The 24282-nt window shown below is 66.7% G+C and carries 12 protein-coding genes; 9 read left to right on the forward strand and 3 right to left on the reverse strand.

Annotated elements, in window-relative coordinates:
• Positions 1-5 precede the first annotated feature (5 nt).
• On the forward strand, positions 6-2774 hold the full coding sequence (locus K7B10_RS08065; protein ID WP_229335281.1) for an RNaseH domain-containing protein: 2769 nt from the start codon (positions 6-8) through the stop codon (positions 2772-2774).
• A 204-nt stretch (positions 2775-2978) separates the two neighbouring features.
• Here the strand turns inward: K7B10_RS08065 and K7B10_RS08070 are convergent, their stop codons facing one another.
• Positions 2979-3866, reverse strand: a complete 888-nt coding sequence (locus K7B10_RS08070) for a DUF5655 domain-containing protein (protein WP_229335282.1) — start codon at positions 3864-3866, stop codon at positions 2979-2981.
• A 591-nt stretch (positions 3867-4457) separates the two neighbouring features.
• On the opposite strand from K7B10_RS08070, the gene K7B10_RS08075 reads away from it, so the two are divergent.
• The 6 genes from K7B10_RS08075 (at position 4458) to K7B10_RS08100 (ending at position 19891) form a co-directional block, all read left to right on the forward strand.
• The gene (locus K7B10_RS08075; protein WP_229335283.1) at positions 4458-6506 is read left to right on the forward strand and encodes a type I restriction-modification system subunit M; all 2049 of its coding nucleotides are present in this window, start codon (positions 4458-4460) and stop codon (positions 6504-6506) included.
• Complete coding sequence (locus K7B10_RS08080; RefSeq protein ID WP_229335285.1) at positions 6503-7789, forward strand: restriction endonuclease subunit S; 1287 nt, start codon at positions 6503-6505, stop codon at positions 7787-7789. The genes K7B10_RS08075 and K7B10_RS08080 overlap by 4 nt, the downstream gene beginning before the upstream one ends.
• Before the next feature lie 38 nt (positions 7790-7827).
• Positions 7828-11058, forward strand: coding sequence for a type I restriction endonuclease subunit R (locus tag K7B10_RS08085; RefSeq protein WP_229335286.1), 3231 nt, complete (start codon positions 7828-7830; stop codon positions 11056-11058).
• Positions 11059-11110: 52 nt separating this feature from the next.
• Entirely contained in the window at positions 11111-12769 is a 1659-nt protein-coding gene (locus K7B10_RS08090) for a serine/threonine-protein kinase (protein ID WP_229335287.1), read from the forward strand.
• Positions 12770-13006: 237 nt separating this feature from the next.
• A complete protein-coding gene (locus K7B10_RS08095; protein WP_229335288.1) occupies positions 13007-18412 on the forward strand; it encodes a sacsin N-terminal ATP-binding-like domain-containing protein in 5406 nt (1801 codons plus the stop codon).
• A 285-nt stretch (positions 18413-18697) separates the two neighbouring features.
• Complete coding sequence (locus tag K7B10_RS08100; RefSeq protein WP_229335289.1) at positions 18698-19891, forward strand: tautomerase family protein; 1194 nt, start codon at positions 18698-18700, stop codon at positions 19889-19891.
• 31 nt (positions 19892-19922) lie between these two features.
• Here K7B10_RS08100 and K7B10_RS08105 read toward each other — a convergent pair whose 3' ends face one another.
• The gene (locus K7B10_RS08105) at positions 19923-21188 is read right to left on the reverse strand and encodes a hypothetical protein (RefSeq protein WP_229335290.1); all 1266 of its coding nucleotides are present in this window, start codon (positions 21186-21188) and stop codon (positions 19923-19925) included.
• 362 nt (positions 21189-21550) lie between these two features.
• Entirely contained in the window at positions 21551-22516 is a 966-nt protein-coding gene (locus K7B10_RS08110; RefSeq protein ID WP_229335291.1) for a pirin family protein, read from the reverse strand.
• A 143-nt stretch (positions 22517-22659) separates the two neighbouring features.
• Between K7B10_RS08110 and K7B10_RS08115 the strand changes: the two genes are divergently transcribed.
• On the forward strand, positions 22660-23037 hold the full coding sequence (locus K7B10_RS08115) for a tetratricopeptide repeat protein (RefSeq protein WP_229344844.1): 378 nt from the start codon (positions 22660-22662) through the stop codon (positions 23035-23037).
• A 57-nt stretch (positions 23038-23094) separates the two neighbouring features.
• Positions 23095-24282 carry a methyltransferase gene (locus K7B10_RS08120; RefSeq protein ID WP_229344845.1) on the forward strand — a complete coding sequence of 396 codons (1188 nt, stop codon included), beginning with the start codon at positions 23095-23097 and terminating at the stop codon, positions 24280-24282.

Genomic DNA, 24282 nt, shown 5'->3' on the forward strand with positions numbered 1-24282 from the left:
CACGCATGAACGAAGCCGACACCGCCGAGGCCGACTCCGGAAAGAGGAAGCCACCGCCTCGCTACAACCACATCATCACGCCCGGCTTCGAAGCACGTTGCGGAGCCGCCCTGCCCATCCCCGTGCACACGGCTACCTTCCCTCCGTCGCTCCTGCCACGGCTCGAGCGGGCCTGGAGCAGTAACCCGAAAGCCCGCTCGAAGTACCTGCCGACGTACGCACTACGCGAGCTCATCGAACAAGTGGAACCGGCCGTCCTCGCAGTCGAAGGCCGACTGGGAGAAGGCCCCTGGCTCCACGCGATGCAACGACCACAGCACGAACTCCCCATCCAACTGGCCCTTGAGTTCTGGATCACCACCCACGTCGCACCCCACCAGAACGACGTTGACTGGTCCACCCTCATCAAGCGTTCGCTACCCCTGGAGTGGACGCAGTCCGAGGTCGATCTGCTGGCACATGGCCGCGCCGCAAACGGAACAGCAACCCCACACAGCAGCACGTTCTCCATGCTCGCGACCTACATCGCGGGACGCTGGGTGGACGACAACCTCGTGATGCCCGGCCAGAGCGCGAAGGGCTTCTCGGCCCTCGGCCCCCTGACCGACCGCGGCGAGCGCAGCATCTTCAGCTGGCCGCCCAGGGAGCTCAACGATGAAGGGGCCTACGGTCTTTGGACCCACCGGACAGCGCTGCGCGTGGTGTCCATGCCCCACGACGGCCGACTCATCCTCCGCGCCGTCCCCCACATCGCCCGCTTTGGTGGTGCCCAGCCCGCCTACATCCCACGTCGCGGCGACGGCCCTGCCACCGCAACCATCCTGCTCTACCTGCCTAAGGGGGCCCTGCGGGATATCGAGCGTCCCATGCTGTTGCGCGCACCCGTATCGGTCACCGGCAAGAAGCAGGACATGAGGTGGCAGTGGCAGCCGAGCATCGCGCGCATCCTGCCCTCACTCCCGTCCAGCAACCGCTACCCCAATCCCGACGACGTCCGCACTGACCCCCGCCACGCCGCCGGAATCCAACGCAGTGCTGATACGACGAAGGACCCCGCCGCGCTGCTGCTGCACGCCACCGGCTACACCTACCTCACCCGAACGGACCTCGAGGGCGAGCCGCCGGCATTCAAGACTCATGGCCACCCCGCGGAGAGCGGCCTGCAGCCCATCGACCACCTAACCCTCTTCGAACACCTCAAGGAACCGCTCGCGAAGCTGGGGTTTGATCCACTTCCTGCCCTAGAACGTGCCCCCCAACGCCGAGCACCGCGGCTCGTTCCGGCACGCGAGGGCGCTCTCTACCATCTCGAACTCTGGCACTGTGCGCCGAAGACTTACCAAGCAGTCCATCTGGCGCTCACCAGGCTGCTGGGCTACCAGCACCTCGGTGAACGCGACTCAGACCCCGGCATCCATGAGTACGCCGGGCCCACCAAGATCACCCTGGTGCTACGCAATCCCGGGGCGCTTGTCTCCGGCCTGCCCAAACCTCCGCCGGGCGCGGAGCCAGAGGCCCGCACGGCGCACCGAAGGCAGGTACGAGGGCAGCGAGCAGAAGCTCTGTGCAAGGAGTTCCCCGAGGCCGATCGGCTGATCGGTTGCCTCGTGGAGATCGACAAGCCTGTGAACTTCGCCATGGCCGGAGAGGACGACCCATATCGGTTCCTGAAGGACACGCTCCCCCAGCTGAACCGGCACGTGCAATGCCTGCACCCTGTAACGGCCGATCCCAAGCCCGACGCCAAGAGCGCAGGGCTCAAACCCTTCGAAGACAGTGACGTCCGGTGCGAGGACGTCCAGCGTGCCGCATCCTCGGTGAAGGACCTCCTCCGCTCGCTCGCCCACTTGCCCCGCCTGCCAGCCCCCCACGGCGTCAAGGGCCGCTTCGAACTGGCCACGGTACACATCGCGCAGGCCGGCCCATGGATCATCCCGTACGTCCTGCGCATGGACACCGACGGCAACACTACGGCCCAGCTCATGCCGTCCCCGAGTCATCCTCACGAAGCGCCCATCCCCATCGAGCATCTCCCGCGCGCTCTGACCGCCGGACGTGGCCGGGTACGGCGACGCGACAAGGCCCAACTGAATGACTTCATCACCCAGGCCCTCGCGCTCGACTCCCACACTGAACGGCTGTTCCTCGCCCGCGCGCAGACTCTACGCAACCGGGAAGTATGGCCCTGGCTGCAGAACCCTCACATCACCCCGGACGAACTCCGGCTTCCGGGGGAAGACTGCGCCCACCCGCACCACGGCGAGGACCGCGAACCCAAGCACCTGCCGGGCCTACGCATCGTTCGCATCAACGAGGAGCCCTACGAGATCCCCCTGGCCTTCGGCGCCAACCTCTTCGACGCGCCTGATGAGTCGGACGACGACACATCACCCGACGCGGCTTCCAAGAGCCAGGCGTCTACGGAACCGACCACGAACTCAGTCGGCTTGCCGTACGAGGAATGGGGCAGGTTCTCCGGCGTCGTCGAGTGGAACGATCACGCGTACCTGGCGATCAACCCACGGCCCGATACTCACCGCCTCCCCAAGGAGGTCTCCAAGTACTCAGGCGACGAACAGAACGCCACCCGCCACGGAGCTAACCCCGCGTCTCTGGAGATCCACGTCTCCTTCAAGCAACCCCGCGACCGCGGCCCTGATCTGGCCGCGTACGTGAACAACCTGCGCAGGTGCCACCTCCACACGGACACAGCCACGCGTATGCCACTACTCCTGCACCTCGCCAAGCTGATGGAGGAGTACATCAGCTGTTGACAGCCAGCTGCGCCGGGCAGCGCCCGCACAGCAGTAGGAGCTTTCAGCGTGTCCCCAGTGGCCGCCCCGGGGACACGCTGGATCACGAGGGGGCCACGGCTGGGTCCATGCCCAGCTAGCGAAGGGCAACAACCCGAATCCAGACCCAAACCATAGACCGAGTCAGCGCGCACCTCATGTCTGCCGAACGGCACAGTACAAGACCTACGCCACGGCGTAGCTCATCCGGAACAGCTCCTGGGCAAGCTCCAGGTCTCGCTCAGTTTGGAGCCGTATTTCCAGGTTGCCGGTGCCATGGTGGCCGAGCCCTGTCACATCCCGGCTGAACCCCGGGACGAGCTCGACCTCGGCCGGGCTGGCCTTGAGGTAGATCAGCAGCCTGCTCCTCCGCGGGCACACACAGGCGAAGTTCTGCAGCCGTTGGTACGCGATGTAGGTCTGGTTCTCAACCTTCGTGACGCCCTCGCCGAGACCAAGCAGTACCTCGTCGACTGCCGCGGCCAGCTCGCCCATCGCCCCGTCCGGCCCCGCGGCATGCTTCTCGCGAGCCGTGCCGCGGCCACGCCCCGCCCACGCCGGCATACGGGATTTGCCAGCCGAGGCGACAGTTTCCAGGCCGAAGTGCTCGTCGCCAAAGATCCGGTAGCGCACCAAGTCGATGGAGTGCCGGTGCTCGCGGACCGCGTGGAGGTCGTAGCGCGTGAAGTCGCCGGCCACGCAGATCAGTCTTGGCGCGCTCCACCGCACCCTGGCCGCAGCCTGCACACCCAGCCGGTCGCGGACCAGACGCCGGAAGGCGTCCCGGTGATCCATCAGCCAGGCGAGGTAGAACAGGCCCTGGTTGATCACGCCCGCGTCTGTCGAACGCTTGTACTCGACCACGACAGGTGAGCCATTCTCGTCGATGCCCAGCGAGTCGACGCGGCCTCCATGCACCGGTCCGGTGCTGTACTCGCTCGCCAGGAATGTCACCCCGAGCATGGCCTCCATGTGCGCCTCAACGAGGTCCTGCACATCAGCCTCGACCTCGGCGAGCCGCGGCACGATCTCCGTCACCACACCCTTGAGCTTGAACAGTCTCAGTCTCGACACCTTCCCTTCCTCAGCTATGGGCTGCAACAACAGACGGTGATCGAATTGTTTCCCTCAAGCTCTTCGGGCTTGCGAAGATGGCGCGAGAGGTTACCTCCGGCCCGCCGTGGGACGTCCGCGTCCCACCGCGCCGCAGGGAGCCAAGGATCCCGCGTACGTCCCGCAGCAGCGCGGACGCACACGGGAGAACTGCGTTTTCACTGGTCACCCCGCAGCTCAGTGGATAGAGTAGGTGCCTTTCAGGGCAATACCACACACTCCCAACATTTCAAAATGCCAGTGCGAGTGAACTGACACCGCTGTCCTGCGGGCCTTGACGCGTGTCAGTTTCCAAGCACGGGCATGCTGGCGATCCGACCTTGCAGGACCACACGCCCTGCATCCTTGCCAGGTCAAAGACGTAGTGATGTCTCAGGGCGTCCTCATCGCCCACGCGGCCGCTTGTGTGCGGGACCCCGGGCTCAGCCACCTCGAGATCATCGCCCCCAGGCCCTGCGGCCCGTCCGTTTTCCGTACGCTAGCCCTGTCCGATCTCTCCGGTACGGTGCGAGCAACCAGGCACCGCAGCGAAACAACACAAGAAGGTGGCGTGTGAGCGACAAGAATCAGGAGCTGGCCGACTTCATCTGGTCGGTCGCCGACCTGCTGCGGGGCGACTACAAGCGCTCCGAGTACGGCAAGGTCATCCTGCCTATGACGCTACTCCGCCGCATGGACTGCGTGATGAAGGACAGCCGCGAGGCCGTATGGGCCCGCGCCGAGTCCTTCGCGGGGCAGAACAAGGACGCGGTCCTGCGCGCCACAGCCGGCCGCGACTTCTACAACCTCTCCCAGCAGACGTTCGCCACCATCGGCGCGGACCCGGACACTCAGAAGGTCGAGAAGAACCTCAAGGACTACATCGGCGGCTTCTCCTCGGAGGCCACCGAGATCCTCGACCACTATGCTTTCCACCTGCAGATCGACCGCCTGGCCAAGGCCGGACTGCTCTACCTCGTGGTCCAGAAGTTCGCTGGCATCGACCTGAGCCTCGAGGCCGTGGACAACCACAATATGGGTTACGTCTTTGAAGAGTTGATCCGCAAGTTTGCGGACGCCTCGAACGAGACCGCTGGTGAGCACTTCACCCCGCGCGAGGTCATCGAGCTGATGGTCGAGCTGCTCCTGGCTCCGGACGGCGAGCGCCTCACCGGCGCAGCGCCGGTGATCGACATCCTCGATCCTGCCTGCGGCACCGGCGGCATGCTCTCCTCGGCCCAGGACCACATCAAGGCCCTCAACCCCAACGCGCGTGTCAATGTCTTCGGGCAAGAGCTCAATGCCGAATCATACGCGATCTGCCGTTCCGACATGCTGCTGAAGGGCCAGGCAGCCTCCAACATCCACTTCGGCAACTCATTCACCCAGGATGGCCACGAGGACGACCAGTTCGAGTACATGCTCGCCAACCCACCCTTCGGCGTGGAGTGGAAAAAGGTCGAAAAGCAGGTCAAGCAGGAGCACGACGATCGCGGCTTCGACGGCCGCTTCGGTGCCGGATTGCCTCGAATTAATGACGGCTCGTTCCTCTTCCTGCAGCACATGATCCACAAAATGCGACCGCTGAAGAAGGACGCCGAAGGCAAGGAGATCGGCGGCAGCCGCATCGCAATCGTCTTCAATGGCTCTCCGCTCTTCACCGGCGGCGCCGGCTCCGGCGAGTCCGAGATCCGCCGCTGGATCATCCAGAACAATTACTTGGAAGCGATCGTCGCTCTCCCAGACCAGCTCTTCTACAACACTGGGATCTCGACCTATATTTGGATCGTCACCAACCGCAAGCCGAAGAACCTAAAAGACCGGCTTATCCTGATCGACGCCCGGGACCAGTGGTCCAAGATGCGGAAGTCCTTGAGCAACAAACGTAAGGAGATCACGGAGGACCAGCGCAAGGAAATCTGCGCCTGGTACGGGGAAGCATGCCGCCTCGCGCGCTCGGGCGACGGGTCGCGGCACTCTGTACCGGAAAAGGTCAAGGTCTTCGACGCGGACAACTTCGGATATCAGCGCATCACGGTGGACCGACCGCTCAAGCTGCGGTTCGAGATCTCCGAGGAATCCCTGGACGCGCTTCGCGTAGCCAAAGCCGTGGAGAAGGAGCTTGGCGAGGCTGGCCCGGATAAGCTGGCAGCCGCACTGAGGCCACTGGTGGGCAGTTCGTGGAAAACCAAGGCCGAAGCATGGATTGCCTTGGGGTCAGCGATGGACCAGGCCGGCATCACTTGGCCCAAGGCCAAGACCTTCGACAAAGCAATGCGTGACGCGGTCGGCGTCCCGGACCTGGAAGGTGAGGTCCAATACATCAAGAAGGGTCAGGTCGAGCACGATCCGGATCTACGAGACGCAGAGAACGTGCCGCTTCGCGAAGACATCGACGCGTATTTCATGCGGGAGGTGAAACCTCACGTCGAGGATGCCTGGATTACGGAGTCAAAGGACCCTAGGACCAAGGAGACTGTACGCTTCCGCGTCGGGTATGAAATCCCCTTCACGCGGCACTTCTACGTGTATAAGCCGCCGAGGCCGCTGGCGGACATCGACGCGGAATTGAAGGCTCTAGAGGAAGAGATGCGGGAGCTACTCGGCGAGGTGACCAAGTGACCGACGGACTGATCGCACCGTGGCTTTCAGACTCTCGATGGCCGACAAAGCCCATCCGTTACGTGGCAAGGCTTGGCACCGGGCACACCCCTAGCCGCAATGTTCCACAATACTGGAAAGACTGCACAATCCCTTGGATCACCTTGGCCGATGTGTGGCAGCTTCGAAATGGAACCGCCGATACGATCACAAAGACCAAGGAAAAGATCAGCAACCTGGGCCTTGCAAACTCCTCTGCTGTGAAGCATCCAGCAGGCACAGTCATTCTTTCCCGTACCGCATCGGTCGGTTTCTCCGCGATCATGGGTGTCGATATGGCAACCACCCAGGACTTTGCGACCTGGACATGCGGCCCTGATCTGGAACCGAAATACTTGCTTCACGCTCTTCGCGCAATGGCGCCAGATTTGAAGCGCGTGGCTGCCGGGTCGACCCATAAAACAGTCTACATGCCTGACATCGAACAGCTCCGCATTCCACTTCCCCCACTGGGGGAGCAACGCCGCATCGCCGACTATCTTGACACCGAGACGACTCGAATCAACAAGCTTACTGCATTGCAGCTCGACATACGGAATAAGCTCAGTGAGCGCGAGCGGGCCCTGCGCGATGGACTAGTCGACAATCTTGCAGCGTTGTGCGGGGAATTGCCCATGCGGCGTTTCGTCACCAAGATCGAGCAAGGAGCGAGCCCTCAGTGCGAGGCTATTCCTCGCCAGGCAGCCGATGAGTGGGGCGTCCTCAAGCTCAGCGCGGTCAAACAAGGGCGATTCGACGATCGAGAGAACAAGCGGCTCCCCGAGGACGTTGCACCCACCCCGGCCTACGAGGTGCACCGCGGCGACCTTCTCGTGACTCGCGCAAACACTCCGCATCTCGTGGGTGACGTCGCAGTCATTACAGGCAACACCAAGCGGCTTCTGCTCCCCGACCTAATCTACCGTGTCGGTCTACTGCCTGAAATGGATGCTGCGTTCGTCGCTCAAGTCGCCCTTAGTAGCCGAGTAAGGTTGCTAGTGGAGTCAGTAGCACGGGGTTCATCTCAGTCTATGGTCAAACTGCGTGGGGAGGACATTAAGGAATGGCCAATCCCCGTGGCCAGCGCTACTCAGCAACGCACCCTTCTCACTGAGGTAGAGCGTAATGCTGAGACCATTGGCAGGCTCCGTGCCGTCGCTGACCGACAACTATCCCTGTTGGACGAACGCCGCCAGGCGCTCATCACCGCAGCCGTGACCGGTCAGTTCGACGTCACGACAGCCCGTCAGGTCACCCCCGCGTAACGACCAGCCTCCCACTGATCACGTACGGAGCCTTTCTTATGCCTACTAGCCCGCGCCTCGCCCACGAAGCCCACACCGAGGGCGCTTTCGAGGACGCCGTCGAGGTGGCCCTGCTTCGCAGCAGGTGGGAGCGGGGCTCGGCTGCGGCCTACAGCCACGAACTCGGCATCGATACATCCGAGTTGTCAGCGTTCCTGCGTCACTCTCAGCTGCAGGCGTGGGAGCAATTGATGGAGACGTACGGAGAGACGGAAGAGCACGCAATCCAGCGCTTCGCCGCGCATGTCGCCAGGCAGATGGATGAGCGCGGAGTGTTGGACGTCCTGCGTCACGGAGTGGTCCAGCGCAACATCAAGCTCCGGCTAGCGTACTTCCGGCCCGCCCACACCCTGGCCGCTGGGGCGCTGGATGAGTACAACGCGAACCGGCTCACCGTGGTACGGCAGTTCCGCTACTCCGCTGCGGAGCCGACCAAGTCTCTGGACCTCGCGTTCTTCGTGAACGGACTGCCCATAGCGTCGGCCGAGCTGAAGAATCCCCTCACTGGGCAGTCAGTCGAGGACGCGAAGCGGCAGTACCGCACTGACCGTGACCCGAACGAGCTGTTCTTCGCCCGTCGCAGCTTGGTGCACTTTGCAGTTGACCCAGAGCTGGTATTCCTGACCACGCGCCTTGCCGGGGCGAGGACACGGTTCCTTCCCTTCAATATGGGCACCGGCGGTCCGGGCAACATCGGAGGGGCAGGTAACCCCCCGACAGAACCTGGGGCGGAGTACACGGTCTCCTACCTGTTCGACGAGATCATGCAGCGCGACAATTGGCTCGATCTGCTGCACCGGTATCTGCATGTGGAGGACGCAGCAGCCAAGGCCGGCAAAGCCCCCCGCTACCGTCCCGGCTCCGCACACAAGCAGCCGCTGATTTTCCCGCGGTTCCACCAGTGGCATGCAGTCCGGAAGCTGACGAACCACGCAGCCACGCATGGTTCAGGAGAAAACTACTTGATCCAGCACTCCGCAGGATCGGGCAAGTCGAACACGATCGCCTGGCTCGCTCATCGCCTAGCCTCACTGCACACACCCGAAGACCCCACGCTCCTGGACCCGGCCGCCGCCCATACAAAGGGTCTTGGGCCCAATCAGCAGGTCTTCGACAAGGTCATCGTCATCACCGACCGGCGGGTGCTGGACAAGCAACTCCAGGACACGATCTACCAGTTCGACCACACTCCAGGTGTGGTGCTGCGCGTTGACGACGATTCCCAGCAGCTCGCTGATGCACTGACCGGGACGACTGCCCGCATCATCATTACGACACTCCAGAAGTTCCCGTTCATCCTGGATAAAGCGTCCGGGCTCGGCCGCGAGCGCCGCTACGCCATCATCATCGACGAGGCACATTCATCTCAGGGAGGCAAAGGCACCGACGCGCTGAAGCGGATGCTGGGCAAGCTGGGCGATGGCTCGGTCGACGAGGACGGCGATCCGCTGACTGCAGCCGCGCTGGCCCGCGGCAGGCAGCCCAACTTGTCCTTCTTCGCGTTCACCGCAACCCCAAAGGACAAGACGCTCAAGCTGTTCGGCACCGATTCACCCGTCACAGGTCAGATCGAGCCGTTCCACGTGTACTCGATGCGTCAGGCCATCGAGGAAGGCTTCATCCTCGACGTGCTCGGCACCTATGTCACTTACGGCACATATTTCAAGCTACAACAGGCCGCTGCGGACGAGGCTGAGCGACAGGTTGATCCGCGCAAGGCAAAAGCGAATCTGGTGCGAGCCGCGCTTATGTCCACGGCATCCCTGGAGTCAAGGGCAAAGATCATCGTAGATCACTTCCGCGCCCACACGACGAATCGGCTCGGCGGCCGGGCCCGCGCCATGGTCGTCACTCCCAGCCGCGAGCACGCCGTACGCCTCTACCAGGCGATCCGCGGCTACGTGGAGCGCTGCGGCTACACCGACTGCGGCACTCTGGTGGCGTTCTCCGGGACCCTCACGCTGGACGAGATCGAGTACACCGAAGCGAAGCTGAACGGCTTCCCAGAGAGCAAGCTGCCCGAAGCCTTCGCCTACACCCGTTTGGACGACCCCAAGCCGCCGTCCGTGCCCCGCCCTGAATATCGCATCCTGGTCGTCGCCGATAAGTACCAGACCGGCTTCGACCAGCCCCTGCTGACGACGATGTACGTCGACAAGCTACTTGCCGGCCTCGCCGCCGTGCAGACTCTGTCCCGGCTGAATCGCACACACCCCCTCAAATCAGCCGAGGACTTGTTCGTGATGGACTTCGCAAACAAGCCGGATGTGATCGAGGAGGCATTCCAGCAGTACTACGAAGCGTCGATCTCCGAGCCGACCGATCCGGATTTTCTCTTCACCCGGCACGACGAGGTGATGGCCTATCGCCTGCTTATCGAAGCGGAGATGGACGCCTTCGTCACCGCCTACTTTGCCGCCTTCAAGAATGGCACCGCCACGGACACCGCCGTCTCCAAGGCACACTCGAAGCTGTACGCCTACACCCAGCCCGCCGTGGACAGGTTCAACGCCCTGGCCGAGGACGAGCCCGACGCAGCACAGGAGTTCCGACGCGCGCTGGACTCCTACGTCAAGGCTTACGGCTGGCTCTCCCACGTCATCGGCTTTGAGAACGAGGACTTGGAGCGTCTCTACCAATACGGAAGGTTCCTGGTACGCCGGCTCCGGCTCCCGGTCGGCTCGGCAAGCGCGGACGTTGGCGAGGTCACTCCTAGCCACATGAACGTCCGCAAGACGGGCACGGCCGAACTCATCCTCAAGGCGGAGGGTCTCCAACTGCTGCCCGGCCTCGTCCCACAGCCCGCTGGCGCAGGCCCGGAGGCCGAGGAAAAGTCCCTCGCCGAGGTCATCGAGTCGGTCAACGACGAGTACGGCATCGGTCTGTCCACCACCGACCAGATACTTCTCGGCCAGCTCGTCGTCGCCGTTTCGGAGGATCCGGACCTGAAGCGAATCGGCATGCACAACGACGAAGAGACCTTCCGCCGCGAAGTCGACAAGGACATGGACCGCATCGTCATCGACCAGGCCAAGTCCAACGACGCCCTGCTCGTGCGGTACTACGACGACCCACTCATCAACAAGATCTTCAAACAGGTCGCCACCCAGCAGGCGTACGGACTCATCCGCCGTCCCGTACGCCGCGAAGCGGAGCGCCGCGCCACCGCCGAGCGGGCCGCAGCGATCAAATCCGGCGAAGCGGGAACCACCTCTCCGGCCGACGCGTAATCTGCATCATCAGTCCCAACTTCAAGACGACCTCCGGTGCTGGGCAGGCGCCGTGGCTGAAGGGATCGCTGCAGTGCCGCACGATGAGCACCACCACTGGCTGGCCGAGGACGCCGGCGGGTCGCCGTCCCGCGTTATAGCAGGACGCTACCGGCTCGACCGGCCGATCGGCGCCGGCGGCATGGGCGAGGTCTGGCACGCCTACGACGAGCGCCTCGACCGCCGCGTCGCGGTCAAGATGATGCTCACCGATACCCGCGGCCTCTCCGGCATCCCCGGCCTCGGCGCAGCCGAAATGCTGGCCAACCGCCGCGACCGCTTCCTGCGCGAAGTTCGCACCACCGCCGCCCTGGAGCACCTTGGCATCCCAGCCATCTACGACACCGGCATCGACGAGACCACACACCAGCTTTACGTGGTCATGCAGTTACTGCGCGGACGTGAGGTGCAGACCATCGTCGATGACACGGACTACGATGTCTCACCACTGGCTGTCTCCTGGGCAGCGGCGGCAGTCGTGCAGATCGCCTCCGTCCTGGATGAAGTACACCGGAACGATGTCGTCCACCGCGACATCAAACCCGCGAACCTCATGATCACCCCCGACGGTGTCGTCAAGGTACTCGACTTCGGGGTCGCTGCCCTGCGCGGTTCCGGCAATCACCCTCGCCTGACCCAGGAGGGCATGACGGTCGGTACCCCGCCCTACATGTCCCCCGAGCAGAGCCTGGCAAACGAGGTAGGCCCAGCCTCCGACATCTACGCCTTGGCGTGCGTAATGTACGAACTCCTCACCGGCCGACCGCCATTCGCTGCCGATGCCAATGGCTCCCACGCCTGGCACCACGTGCATTCTGGCCCACCGCCGATCCGCAGGCGGCGTCACGACATCCCCCAAGAGTTGGAAGATCTCCTGCTGGGCATGCTGGACAAGGCACCCGAGCGCCGCCTCAATGCCGCCCAGGTCTACGACGCGCTTTTGCCATGGGCTTGTCAGCGGGACGGCTCTACGGCTATCCAGAGCGAGCACGACCCGCGCCAGCCTTTCCGCCGTCCGTTCGGTGGCCCGCCCAAGCGCCCCACCCCGATCGGCTACACGCCGACCCTGGTCATGCCGGCCGAACCAGACTCTGCGTCCGAGACCCCGTCCACCCCGCTCACCGACGAAGAAGCCAGCGAGGCCGCTGACCTCGCCGCACAGCTCGCCCAGGCGGGGAAGTTCGTGCAGGCCGCGGACCTCCTTGTCGGTGCCATCCAGCGCGCCCAGGACGGTGTCCTGCACGGCGACCTGATGTTCTCCCTGGCCCAGGTCAGATTCCTGGCCGGCGCTCACAGTGAAGCCGCTCCTCTCTTCGACGAGGTGGGCACCGCCTGGACCGACCGCTACGGCGCCAACGACGAACAGGCCCTGCTCTGTCAGTACTACGTCGCTCAGTGCCGGATGGCCCTCGGCGAGTCCAGTGCCGCGATCAATGCCTTCCTTGCCTACACCGCACAGGCCCCGGAGCCCACCGACGCAGAGGCTGTCGACCGCCACTTGGATGCCCTCGCCAACCTCGTCCGCCTCCACGCCGCCCGCGAACGTTTCCCCGAAGCCCGCAGCGCTGCCGCAGCGCTGCGCGAGGCAACCCAACGTCTGCGCGGCCCCGACGCCCCAGACCTGGCCGACATCGACGGCTTCATGCAACGCCTCAAGCGCTTCACGACGTGACGCCGACCGTCGTAGGAGACGCAGCCAGGTACGTGGCACGCTCATCTCGCTGACGGCCCACGACGTGGTCAGCCCGTGGGAGGACCGCCACGAGGGTCTGCCCACCCCCGGGAAGACGTCGGGGCCGCTGCTCTGCGGAGCCTCGGGCCTGATGACTTCCCGGATTGAGGACAACCCTGCGCCGTCAGCGACCCCCGAGCTACGGTCTGCGTGAGATCGTCATGGAAGCAGGGGGACATGGCCGGTACGACGCACATGGACGGCCCGAGCGGAACGTGGGCCCGCGAGCTGTGGGACTACGCGCAGACCGTACTCAAGGAGTGGCAGTCCACCCAGGTGTGGCAGCCCGCCCAGCAGTTGCGTGCGGCCTCACACGGCAACGCGCGCGACTACGCCGGCCGCTTCCTCCTGGAGCTGCTCCAGAACGGGCACGATGCTCACCGCGGAGGCCGGAACGACGGCAGCGTGCACGTCCTGCTCGACGAGGCCGAGGGGGCGCACGGCACGCTCTACGTGGCCAATGGCGGCACGCCCTTCACCTGGGCCAGCATCCAGGCCGTGTGCAAGCTCGCCCGGAGCGAGAAGACCGTCGGCGAGGGCATCGGGAACAAGGGAGTCGGCTTCCGCAGCATCCTGGAGATCACCGACGCCCCGGAGATCTACAGCGCCAGCACGGCCGGAGAGGGACCGGCCGTGCTGGACGGGTATTGCTTCCGGTTCGCGGTACGGGACGACCTGCGGGTATTGCTCGGGGACGAGGACCTCGTACGCAGGGCGGAGGAGGAACTCCCGCCCTTCCAGATCCCCTTCCCCCTCTCCGATGTGCCCCCGACGTGCAAGGAGCTCGCCGGCGACGGTCATGTGACGGTCATCAGGATCCCGCTGCGCAACGAGGCCTCCCGGCGCGCGGCCGTGCGCCGCCTCGACGAGCTCGGCGCCGCGAAGGCCCCGGTGATGCTGTTCCTGGACCGGCTCAACCGACTGGTCATCGAGCGGCGGGGCGGCCAAAGCCCCCAGCGTACGGAACTCGCCCGGCAGGAAGCCACCTTGGGGACCTGCGTCATTCCGGCCCAGGGACACGGTGTGCAGGCCGGTGCGGCGCGGACCGTCCCGAACGTCTCCCTCGTCCGTGTCGGACTCGGCTCCCTGGGCACGTACCTCGTGGCCAGGGGCCGTGTCCCCGTGGCGCGCCTGCGCGGCACGATCGAGGTGGCGACCGAACTCGGACAGCTGGACGATTCGTGGGGTGACTGGAAGGAACCGGCCGTGGTCGAGGTGGCGTTGCCCCTCGACGGGACCGAGTCGCTACGCGGCGGCCGGATCTACACCTTCCTCCCCCTGGGAGAGGACGCCACCGCACCCCTGCGCGGGCACCTCAACGCCCCGTTCTTCACGAAGGTGGACCGTACGGCCCTCGACCGGGAGCACCCGCTGAACAGCATGCTGTTCGCGGCGGCGGCCGAGACCTCCCTGGCGGCGGCCGCCGCGCTGCGGGAGCGGGGCCGGCCCTCCGAGCGCAGGCTGGCGGTCGATCTCGTGACCTGGGAGCACGAGCAGCGCTCCCACACCCTGCTGCGCGAGGCTGCGCACCAGGTGCACGGGGCCGAGTTCGCGGACGTTCCCGTCGTACCGCTCCTGAACCGGGAAGCCCCCCACGGTTCCTGGGGCACGCCCCGCGATTCCGTGCTCTGGCCCGAGCTCGGGCTGTCTGTGCTCACGGCCGAGGCGGCCGGGGCGGTCGGCATCGGCGTGGCCGATCCGGCCGTCGGAGCCAAGCCCCTGAAACGCCTCGCGAGATTGTGCGAGGCGCTCAAGTGCCCCCTGGAGCCCTCGGCACAGCAACGGGCGGACCACGCCGAGCGGATCGTGGAAGCCCTGCCGCTACCCGCACCCGATGCTCCCGTCGGCGACTGGAACGGCGTCTACGCCGATCTCGCCCTGCTGTTCAAGGACGAGGGCGCAGTGCTGCGGGGCAGGAAGCTGTTGCTGGCGGACGACGGGAAACTCCGGCGCGCCAACGGCAACCCCGCCATGGACACGAAGGACGGCTCGCGGCGCACGATGGTCAGGCGGGAGGCCTTCTTCCAGCCAGCGCGCGGCGAGACAACGGGCGACGAGGGCCTGGCCGTGCCCGACGCCTTGAAGAAGCGCATGTTCTATCTGCACCCGGGGTTGAACTGGGTTGAGGAGGAAGGCCACGTACGACGCCAGGAGGCCCGGTTGTTCCTGGAACGCTTCAGGCTCGTCCGGCGTTTCGACGCCGCCGGCCTGCTCGACCACGTCCGCCGCGCCCTCACCGAGAGCAACTCGGCGCGGCTGCGCGAGCAGACCCTCCGCTTCGTGTTTCGCCTCCACCGGTCAAGGCAGTCGGCACACTCCCTGCAACTACGTCCGCTCGGGCTGTACGTCCCCTCCGCCAAGGGACCCTCCATCAAGGCGGCCGGCGCCGCCTTCGGGGCCGGATGGACCGGGACCCACGGAGACGATCTCGCCTCCGTCGTGGCCGAGGGGCGGGAGTCCTCGGCCAGCCTCCGCTTCATGGCAGAGCGGCTCGTCGCACCACCCGAGGACTTCCGCAGGCGGGGCGAGACCCTGGAGGAGTGGCGGGAGTTCCTCGGCGATCTCGGCGTCACCGACGGACTGCTCCCCGTAGTGTCACCCGGCGCGGAGACGGAAGCCGAGGGTGGCGCGCTCACCACGAGCAACCTGATCAGCATGGCGAAGGTGTCCGACGAAGTCGCCGATCAGTGGCGGCCGTTCATCGACCGCGCGCGGAGCCGTGCCGCCCATCCGTACACCCCGTACGTCGGAACCCCCGCGTACCGGCTGCCGGGCCAGGACGTCGCCGGGCGGCTCAGCGAACCGGGCCGGATCGCCTATGCACGACTGGTCCTGCACGGCCTGGCCCGGTGGAGCGACACTCACCTCACCACCGTCTGGAACCGGGACCGGACGGGCAACCAGGATCTGCAGCACGTCCCCACCCCCCTGTCCTCCTTCGTCCGCGGCGAGCCCTGGCTCCCCGTGCGAGGCCGTGGCGGCACCGTCCGCTTCGTCCGGCCGAGCGAGGCGTGGCATGCCCCCGCGACCCTTGAGCAGGAGCCGGCCTTCGCCCCGACGGTCCTGCGGCAGCTCCGCCCCCTGCTGGACGCCGATCGGGCCCTACGGCGGCTACGCGATGCCGGATTGCCGACCTGGGGCGACCCCAGGGACAGCGCCCGGCTCATCGCCACCCTGGGCAAGCTGGTGAAGTCGGATGCGGTGGACGACGCGGACCGGCCCGCCCTTCAGCGGGCGAACGAGCGCGCCTGGCAGGACCTGGCCGCACAAGCGGCCTCGATCGATCCGCTCATCGGCTCAGCCCTGCTCGCGGAGCGGGGCCGGCAGCTCATCGCGGTCGACTTCGCCTCGCTCCTCGACGGCTCGGTACGGCTGTACGTCACCGGAGACCGGGACAATCTCAAGGCACGCCTGGCCAGGGAGCTCAGGCTTCCGCTGCTCGTGGTGCCGGGGGCGGCGGCCGGAGTCGCCCGTGTCCTGGGCCGCCGCTGCCCGGACGCGATACGTCACGCCGACGACGCCGACCTGTCGGTCGAGATCGTCAGCGCCTCCGGCACCACTGTCGTCGGATCCTCCGGCACCACCGAAGGACTCGGAACGCCGCTCATCGACGAGCTGCCGTGGCTTCCCCTCGCGGTGGGCACCCTGGCCGACCATCCGCCCCGGGGCGGCCGTCCGACCGACGCCGAGCTCACCAACCTCGTCGCCGCCGTCCGCCGCGTCCGCGTCCACCGCTACGTCTCGCTGAAGATCAGCCTCGACGGGGCCGCCGTGGAACTCCCGGAACGGCAGGACGGCATGCTGCCCCTGCCCGATGCCTCTCACCCGCTGGTCCTCACCCCCGACCTGCCCCTTTCCTGGGACTTCGTGGCCCGGATCGGCTACGCGGTCAGCCAGGTCCTGGACCGTCCGCAGTACGCGGTCCCGCTCAAGCTCGCCGCCCGCGAACTGGAGCGCTGGCACGCACCCCTCGGAGAACCGGCCGAGCGGCAGCTCGCGACGGTGCTCGATCTCTCCGTCCACCAGGTCAGGGAGACGGTTCACCGCCTCGACGGGTCCCTCGCGGGAGTACTGGAGCGCTGCCACCCCTTCCTCGTACACGCCCTCGGCGCCGACGCGGCCCGAGAGGTGACGGACCCGGCTCCGGCTGACGCCCGGGAGTTCCTCGCCCGCCTCGAACCGTACGCGGACGCCCTTCCCCTGCACGCCCCGCAGCTCATCGAGGCCGCGCGCGACGCGCGGGACATCGACGACCTCCGGGTCGTGGCGGAGGTCGACTTCGCGGACCTGAACCGCACCCTGGCAGGGCTCGCGCCCCGGTACCGCCCGATCAGCCACGCCGAGGCCCACGACGAGGCCGTACGCCGGCACGTGGATCTCGGTCGCGGTGCCCTCATCGACCGGCTGCGCTGGGCCCGTCGGGAAGAGTTCGACGCCCGCAGGCCCATCGCCGACTGGCCCGCGACCCGCTCCCTGAAATGGATCACGGCTCCGGAAGAGTGGGCGCTCACCGTCGACACCGCCGACGACGGCCTCCTGCGCGCCATCGTCGAACAGGCACTCACCGCCCGCCTGGGGGCGCCCGCCCCAGCCAAGGGCGAACGGCTCGCCGCCATCGACAGGCTGCGCAGCCACAACCACGCGGTCATCACCAGGACCACCCCCGACCTGGTCGCCCTGGTCAAGGCCGCGAAACAGCCGCTGCCCCCGGCGCTGGAGCACGCGGCCGCCGCGGAGGAGGTCACCGCCCTGCTGGACGGGGCGGGCGCACTCGACTTCCGCGAGCTCACGGCGGACGACGTCGTTGGCTGGCTCGCCGCCCTGGGACAGTGGCCGGCGGGCATGGCCGCCTCCTCGGAGCCCCAGACGCACGGAGTCACCCCCGCCGAGCTGGACCGGGTACGGAACGCGGCGGAACAGGCCCGCGCCGAACGAGCCAAGCGCAAGCGGATCATCTCCATCGGCGAACGGAACTTCGACATCGAGTCCGGCGACTTCACCGAGCTGGCCTCGGAGCTGCGCCGCGCTCTGGAATCCGGCCCGCCGCCCGGCGGCAGCGCCCGCAGTCGCTGGGCCGCGCTGAAGCCGATCCCGCCCCGGAAGGCGGCCGGCCCCTCGGGTGGACGGCCGGGCGGGCGCGTCGACGGGGAACGCGGGCTGTCGTCCGCCCAGCGCTCGGCGATCGGCTTCGTGGGCGAGTGGCACGCCTACCAATGGCTTCGCGAGCAGGACACGGCGACCGACGAGACCAGCTGGGTCTCCGGCAATCGGGCCCACATCTTCCCCGGGCCCGCCGGAGACGACAGCCTCGGCTACGACTTCAAGGTCGGCTCGGGCAAGAGTCCGCGGCTGTACGAGGTCAAGGCCACCCAGGGGCAGGGCGGGCAGATCGAGCTCGGCGAAACCGAGGTGCGGGCCGCGCAGAAGTACGCCGGCAGCGACCGCTGGCGGATCCTGGTGATCACCTCGGTACTGGACGCGGAGCACCGGCAGGTACGCATGCTGCCGAACCCGTTCAGCGAGCGCGGCCGCGGGCTCTACCGCGAGGAAGGCGGCGCGCTCCGCTTCGCCTACCGGCTGTGAGATGCAGCCGGCCCCTCCGCCGCAGCCATCACTCGCCTCGGCTCACCACTGCCTCGCATCGGCCAGCGCCGCCCGGCATGGAGCCGACGGCTCGGAACGACCGGTCGCACCAGGCCGCCTTCGCCTTGACGCGAAGAGGCTGGCCGTCGTCGGGCAGAGCCACGGCGTAGCCGGGAGGTCCGTCGGGCAGAGGCTACGGGAGAAGTCGACGGACACCGGCGCGATGAGCTGTAACCATGAGCGACGGAAGGCCCTTGAAGACGCGCCGGGCGGGAAGGAACGAAGATGGCAACGGACTCCTTCCTGGATCTCCACGAACCCACACCAACCGTCTACCTCGACCAATGGGTGTGGATCCGCTTGGCGCGGGCCGCAAACGGCTCGCCTCGCGAAGCGTCAGACGTCGAGGCCCTGGCTGCAGTGAGGGATGCAAGCGCTGCCGGTGTCGTCTTTCCCCTCTCTCACACGCACTACTTCGAGACCAGCAAGATCACTGACCCACGGCAGCGGTTCGACCTGGCACGCATCATGGCGTCGGTGTCCCACGGCCGGACCCTGCGGTCGCGCCAGGTCCTGATGCGCCACCAAGTGCTCCACGCAATGTACGAGTGCTTCGGCCGGCCCACGTTCCGGCCGAAGCGACCGCAGGTTCTTGGCTTTGGGGCCATGTGGGCCGTCACCGGCGAGCACGCTCCGCTCGCCCTCTACGGCCCGGCGGGAAGGATCAACGTCGATGCGAGCCCCGAGCTGCAATCCTGGTTGCGCCAGGCGAACCAGTACGCCGAGTTTCAGGTACTCGCAGGCCCGAGAGACGAGGAAATCTCGGAGTTGCGAGCCAAGTACGGCTACCAGCCTGAGACCGCCCTCCAGTCAGCGCGTAGCAGGCTCGAGTGGGAGAGCACTTACTCTCAGCTCCTGGCAAGCGATCCCGTAAGCCGACCGGAGCTCCGCGTGCGGGTCCAGGCACGAGAGATGATGCACGAGCATTCCCAACTGCTGACGGAACTACTGGCGGAGTATCGACTCGATCTCCACCGAGCCGTCGGTCTCAATCCCACCAAACCTGAGTCGGGTCGCAAGAAGATGGTGGCGTTCGCCGACCGGATAGCCTCCGTGCGGATCGCGGTGGACCTCAAGACCGAACTCTTCCGTAATCCCGCCAGGCCCTGGAAGCTGAGCACCTTGCATGACATCGACGCGCTCAGTCTTGCAGTGCCTTACTGCCACGTCGTCGTCCCGGACGCAGATATGGCCGACTTGCTGTCCCGATCTGATGCAGGGCAACGTAGCGGCACACGGATCGTCAAACAGCTGCGTGACCTTCCGAGTGAGTTGCAGACTCTTCGCAGCCGCTCGGACTTCGAAATGACATCCACCTGCGTGCCTGACGGTTACGATCCCGCCGCGGAGTTTTGTACCGACATGGATCTGTTGCATCGCACCGCTCCATGGAAGACCGGCTCCGCCGCCTCACCGTGATGGGTTGGTCGAGCAGAGGCGGGCAGCGAGCTTAGGCATTCGATCCCGCGTCGAGTGCTGCCGCGATGGCGGATACGGCTTCGGCGAGGCTTCGGAAGACCTGGGTGGACCGCCCCAGTCGGGCAATGCCACGCGCCAAAGGCTCACGCATCTGCCGCTCGCAGACGACGAAGTCCGCATAGCCAGCAGCACAGGACAGGTACACCATGTCGATCACATCATTCGGCTTCCAGGTGGTCCCCTTGTTGAGATGTCGCTCGTGAAGCATCTCCCGAAATAGACCGAGGCACGGGAGGGCAGCCAGTTCCTGCACGGGCTGCGATGCGCTGCCCCACTCCTTGAGTCGCTCTGCCGTCAGGCCGGCGGCGTACGACTCCTCGCCCAACTCGCGCTGGAGGTCACGAAAGAGCCAGGCATCGATCGCCTTGCGCTTCTTCTGGGAGTCTCCGTCCTGGCTGTCCAACCAATCGCTGAACCCTTGGTTGTCTTGCGTCCAGCCGGTCTCCGGACCTAGCTCCCCACCTTCCGAGTCCAGCATGAGATCGATGAGCGTCGTCGCCGACACGACCGCTTCGTGCTGAAACGCTTCCTGCACTGGAAAGTCTGGCGGAGGGCTGAGGGGCGTGAACCCTCGCGCGGCGGAATGGATGACGTTCGGCGCCAGCGTGACAGCTGTCGGCAATACCCCACCGGGTGCCAGCCTGTTGCGGAACAGCCAACGCAGCTCGTCCCGACGGACCTGGAGGGGGTCCCGCAGTTGCCAGCCTCTACTCAGCTGAAGGATGGACAGGCCCAGACGGTAGCGCCCCTCAGCGTCGGACCATTTCGTCGTCTCGTAGTAGTGGCCCGCCGAGGCAGGAAGGATGATCCTTCCCGCCTCCACCCACTCCACGAGTCGCTGCGCCGCCTCCCGATCGGCGGCTGCGCCACCGCACCGCCCCTGGAGCACGTCACTCACGGGGCGCCATTTGTTCTGGTCCAAGTAGACGACCAACCTGCCGTTCAGCTGGTCTGCCCCATCAGAGCGGGGCAGCTCGAACACGATGGTGTCGCCTTTGCGGGTCTGGACAAACAGTCCTTCGAAGGTGGGCGGATAGGCGAGTCGGGAGAGCAAGCTGCTCGATTCGAACATCGGGGAGGTGAGCGGAAACCGAGCCTCCTTGCCGTCGGACCTCGTCAGCACGACGGTCTCGGTCTCGCGGTCAACCATGACCATCACGACGCGCAGGCCCTCATCACTCTCCATCGCCCCATGATGCAAGACGCTGCTCCAGCAGCCCATGGCCATCAACGTCATTGCTTGTCGACCTTCTACAAGCGGTACATCAAGTCGACGAGGGGCCATATTCGACCTTCCGACCGCCCCCACCTCCGGGCGTCACCTGGCATCGCCGCGGGCCCAGGTACTCCGCCAGGCCGCTCGACGCTGCCACCCAAACGATCAGGCAGGCGGACGACAGCCATCTGATTACTTGTCAGTAAAGTCAGCATTGGGTCAGCATTCGTAGACACAGACCCTCCAACGGACACCCACGGAAGGGAAAAGCCCTGCACTCCCGGAAGCGGAGCGCAGGGCTCGATCGGCAATCCCGCGAGCTCGACAAGCGGAGGCGTATACGCCAAACCGCCTAAGGAGTCGGGATTCCGAATAACCGCAGGTCAGCGGACGCGACCTCGTGGCTTCAGGTGCGTCGGGGGAAGAGAGGGGGCCGGAAGTGGAGGGCCGCCGTAGCCCTTTACCTCGCCGAAGCGTGTCCCATTCATCCAGTCCTCGCGGGCCTGTGCGATATCCTCGTGGGAGCGGCCGATCCAGTTCCAGAACATCACGATCTCCTCCTCGAACGGCTCGCCGCCCAGGAGCATCAGGCCGGCGTCCGAGGCCGCGCGGACGGGGAGCTCCGTGCGGCCGCAGCCCAGGTAGAGCATCGAGCCGGGGAGGACCGGGACGCCGTCCACGTGGGCCTCGCCCGACATCGACAGCACCGCGTACTCGAAGTCGGGGTCCAGAGGGAGGCGGGTTTCCGTGCCCGCCGCCAGTGCGAGGTCCGCGCCCACGATCGGGGTGTACGCGGTGCCGGGCGAGGTCGCGCCGTCCAGGGTGCCCAGGATGACCGTGGCGGTCAGGCCCGGGGCGGTCACCTGCGGGAGCTCCGCGTGGTGCTGGAAATGGGGCTCCACACTCCGGTGGGCGTCCGGGAGGGCCACCCACAGCTGGGCGCCGTGCAGGATGCGGCCGTGCGAGCGCGGGCTCTCCTCCGAGTGGCTGATCCCGCGGCCGGAGGTCATCAGACCGAGCTCCCGCGGGCGGATCGTCTCGAGACTGCCCACGCTGTCCCGGTGCAGCACCTCGCCGTCGTGCAGCCAGCTCACCGTCTGGAGCCCGGAGTGCGGGTGCGGGGCGACCTGCATGCCGGGCTCGCCCGCGATGTCGTCCGGGCCGTAGTGGTCGACGAAGCACCAGGCGCCCACCATGCGGCGGCCCAGGTTCGGCAGGAGTCGGCGGACCTCGGTGGATTCCCCGAGCTTGACCGTGCGCGGACTGAGGAGCTCGCGCACGGGTTCGGCCACGACGAAGCCGCGGCCGCCGCAGGCGGAGAGAGCGGGCTGGCGATCGAGATTGCTCATACCGCACAACTTAGTACCGCCGCCCGTGCCGCGTTCGGTGGAATGTCCGACCGCCGCCACGTGTTGGGGCAGTCGGACGGTCAGGCAAAGACGCCACCTGAACGGCGGAAGGGATCCCGATGAACTCGCCGATGGACTCGCCGATGGACTCGCCGACGAACACTGCGGCGAACACGCCGACGACGTACTTCGAGCACGGCACGGCGGCCGACCGCTGGGAGCGCGCCCGGCTCTTCTTCGACGCGAAGGAGTACACGACGGCCGCGGCCATCCTGCACGCGCTGGCGGACGAAACCCCTGACCAGCTCACCCCCCGGCTGCTGCTGGCCCGCGCCTACTACCACTCCGCCCAGCTCTCCCGCGCCGAGCGCGAGCTCCGCGCCATCCTCGAGCGCTGGCCGGTGGAGGACTACGCCCAGCTGATGCTCGGCCGGACGCTGGAGCGCCAGGGCCGGGCCGACGAAGCCCGCCCCCACCTGCGGATGGCCGCCGCCATGGCGGGCGAGTTCCCCGAGCGCTGAGCGAGTGGTGCGGAGCCGGGCCGCCGCCTCGGTTAGCCTGGGGTCACGATGAACCGTCTGACCACGCCTTTCGGCTCCTACGAGCTCACCCGCTTCCCCGAAGACCCGCGCGACCAGCTCCGCGCATGGGACGCCGCCGACGAGTACCTGCTGCGCCACCTCGACTCCGGTACGGGGGAACACGGCCCGGTGGACCTGGCCGGCGCCGGGCAGATCACGATCCTCGGGGACCGCTGGGGGGCGCTCACGACGGCCCTGGCCGCGTACCACCCGACGCAGATCACCGACTCCTACCTCGCCCGGGCCGGCACCGCAGGGAACCTGGACCGCGCCGGGATCGGCACCGCGAAGTCCACGGTGCGGCTGCTGACCACGCAGGACGCACCGCCCGAGCGGATCGACGTACTCCTCGTACGGGTGCCGAAGAGCCTGGCGCTGCTGGAGGACCAGCTGTACCGGCTGGCGCCGCACGTGCACGCCGGCACGGTCATCGTGGGCACGGGCATGGTCAAGGAGATCCACACCTCCACGCTGAAGCTCTTCGAGAAGATCCTCGGCCCGACGAAGACCTCGCTCGCCGAGAAGAAGGCCCGGCTGATCTTCTGCACGCCGAGCGCCACCTCGACGCGCGCCGTCGACCCGTGGCCGGTGACGTACACGCTGGACGAGGACGCGGGCTCGGGCGCCGGCCTGACCGCCGTCAACCACGCCGGGATCTTCTGCGCCGACCGGCTCGACGTCGGCACCCGCTTCTTCCTCCAGAGCATCCCGAACAACACGAACGGCGCCCGGGTCGTGGACCTGGGCTGCGGCAACGGCATCGTCGGCACGGCGGTCGCGGTCGCGGACCCACGGGCCGAGATCGTGTTCACCGACGAGTCGTACCAGGCCGTCGCCTCGGCGAAGGCCACCTTCCGCGCCAACGTCCAGCACGAGCGCGAGCGGGCCGACTTCCTCGTCGGCGACGGCGTGGCCATGCTGGACCCGGGCTCGGTCGACCTGGTGCTGTGCAACCCGCCGTTCCACTCCCACCAGGCGACGACGGACGCGACGGCGCTGCGCATGTTCGCCCAGTCGCGCAAGGTGTTGCGCCCGGGCGGTGAGCTGTGGGTGGTCGCCAACCGCCACATGGGCTACCACACCCACCTGCGCCGCCTCTTCGGCAACAGCGAAGTCGCGGCGAGCGAACCGAAGTTCGTGGTGCTGCGGGCGGTCAAGCGGGAGGAGCGGCCGCGCCCCATGTGA

This window comes from Streptomyces flavotricini (assembly GCF_020639365.1).
GTDB lineage: Bacteria > Actinomycetota > Actinomycetes > Streptomycetales > Streptomycetaceae > Streptomyces > Streptomyces flavotricini.

Bases quoted from the DNA above. Each gene is read 5' to 3' on its own strand.
- K7B10_RS08085 (WP_229335286.1), top strand. From the start codon at position 7,828: ATGCCTACTAGCCCGCGCCTCGCCCACGAAGCCCACACCGAGGGCGCT.
- K7B10_RS08100 (WP_229335289.1), top strand. From the start codon at position 18,698: ATGGCAACGGACTCCTTCCTGGATCTCCACGAACCCACACCAACCGTC.
- K7B10_RS08110 (WP_229335291.1), bottom strand. From the start codon at position 22,516: ATGAGCAATCTCGATCGCCAGCCCGCTCTCTCCGCCTGCGGCGGCCGC.
- K7B10_RS08105 (WP_229335290.1), bottom strand. From the start codon at position 21,188: ATGACGTTGATGGCCATGGGCTGCTGGAGCAGCGTCTTGCATCATGGG.
- K7B10_RS08115 (WP_229344844.1), top strand. From the start codon at position 22,660: ATGGACTCGCCGACGAACACTGCGGCGAACACGCCGACGACGTACTTC.
- K7B10_RS08095 (WP_229335288.1), top strand. From the start codon at position 13,007: ATGGCCGGTACGACGCACATGGACGGCCCGAGCGGAACGTGGGCCCGC.
- K7B10_RS08065 (WP_229335281.1), top strand. From the start codon at position 6: ATGAACGAAGCCGACACCGCCGAGGCCGACTCCGGAAAGAGGAAGCCA.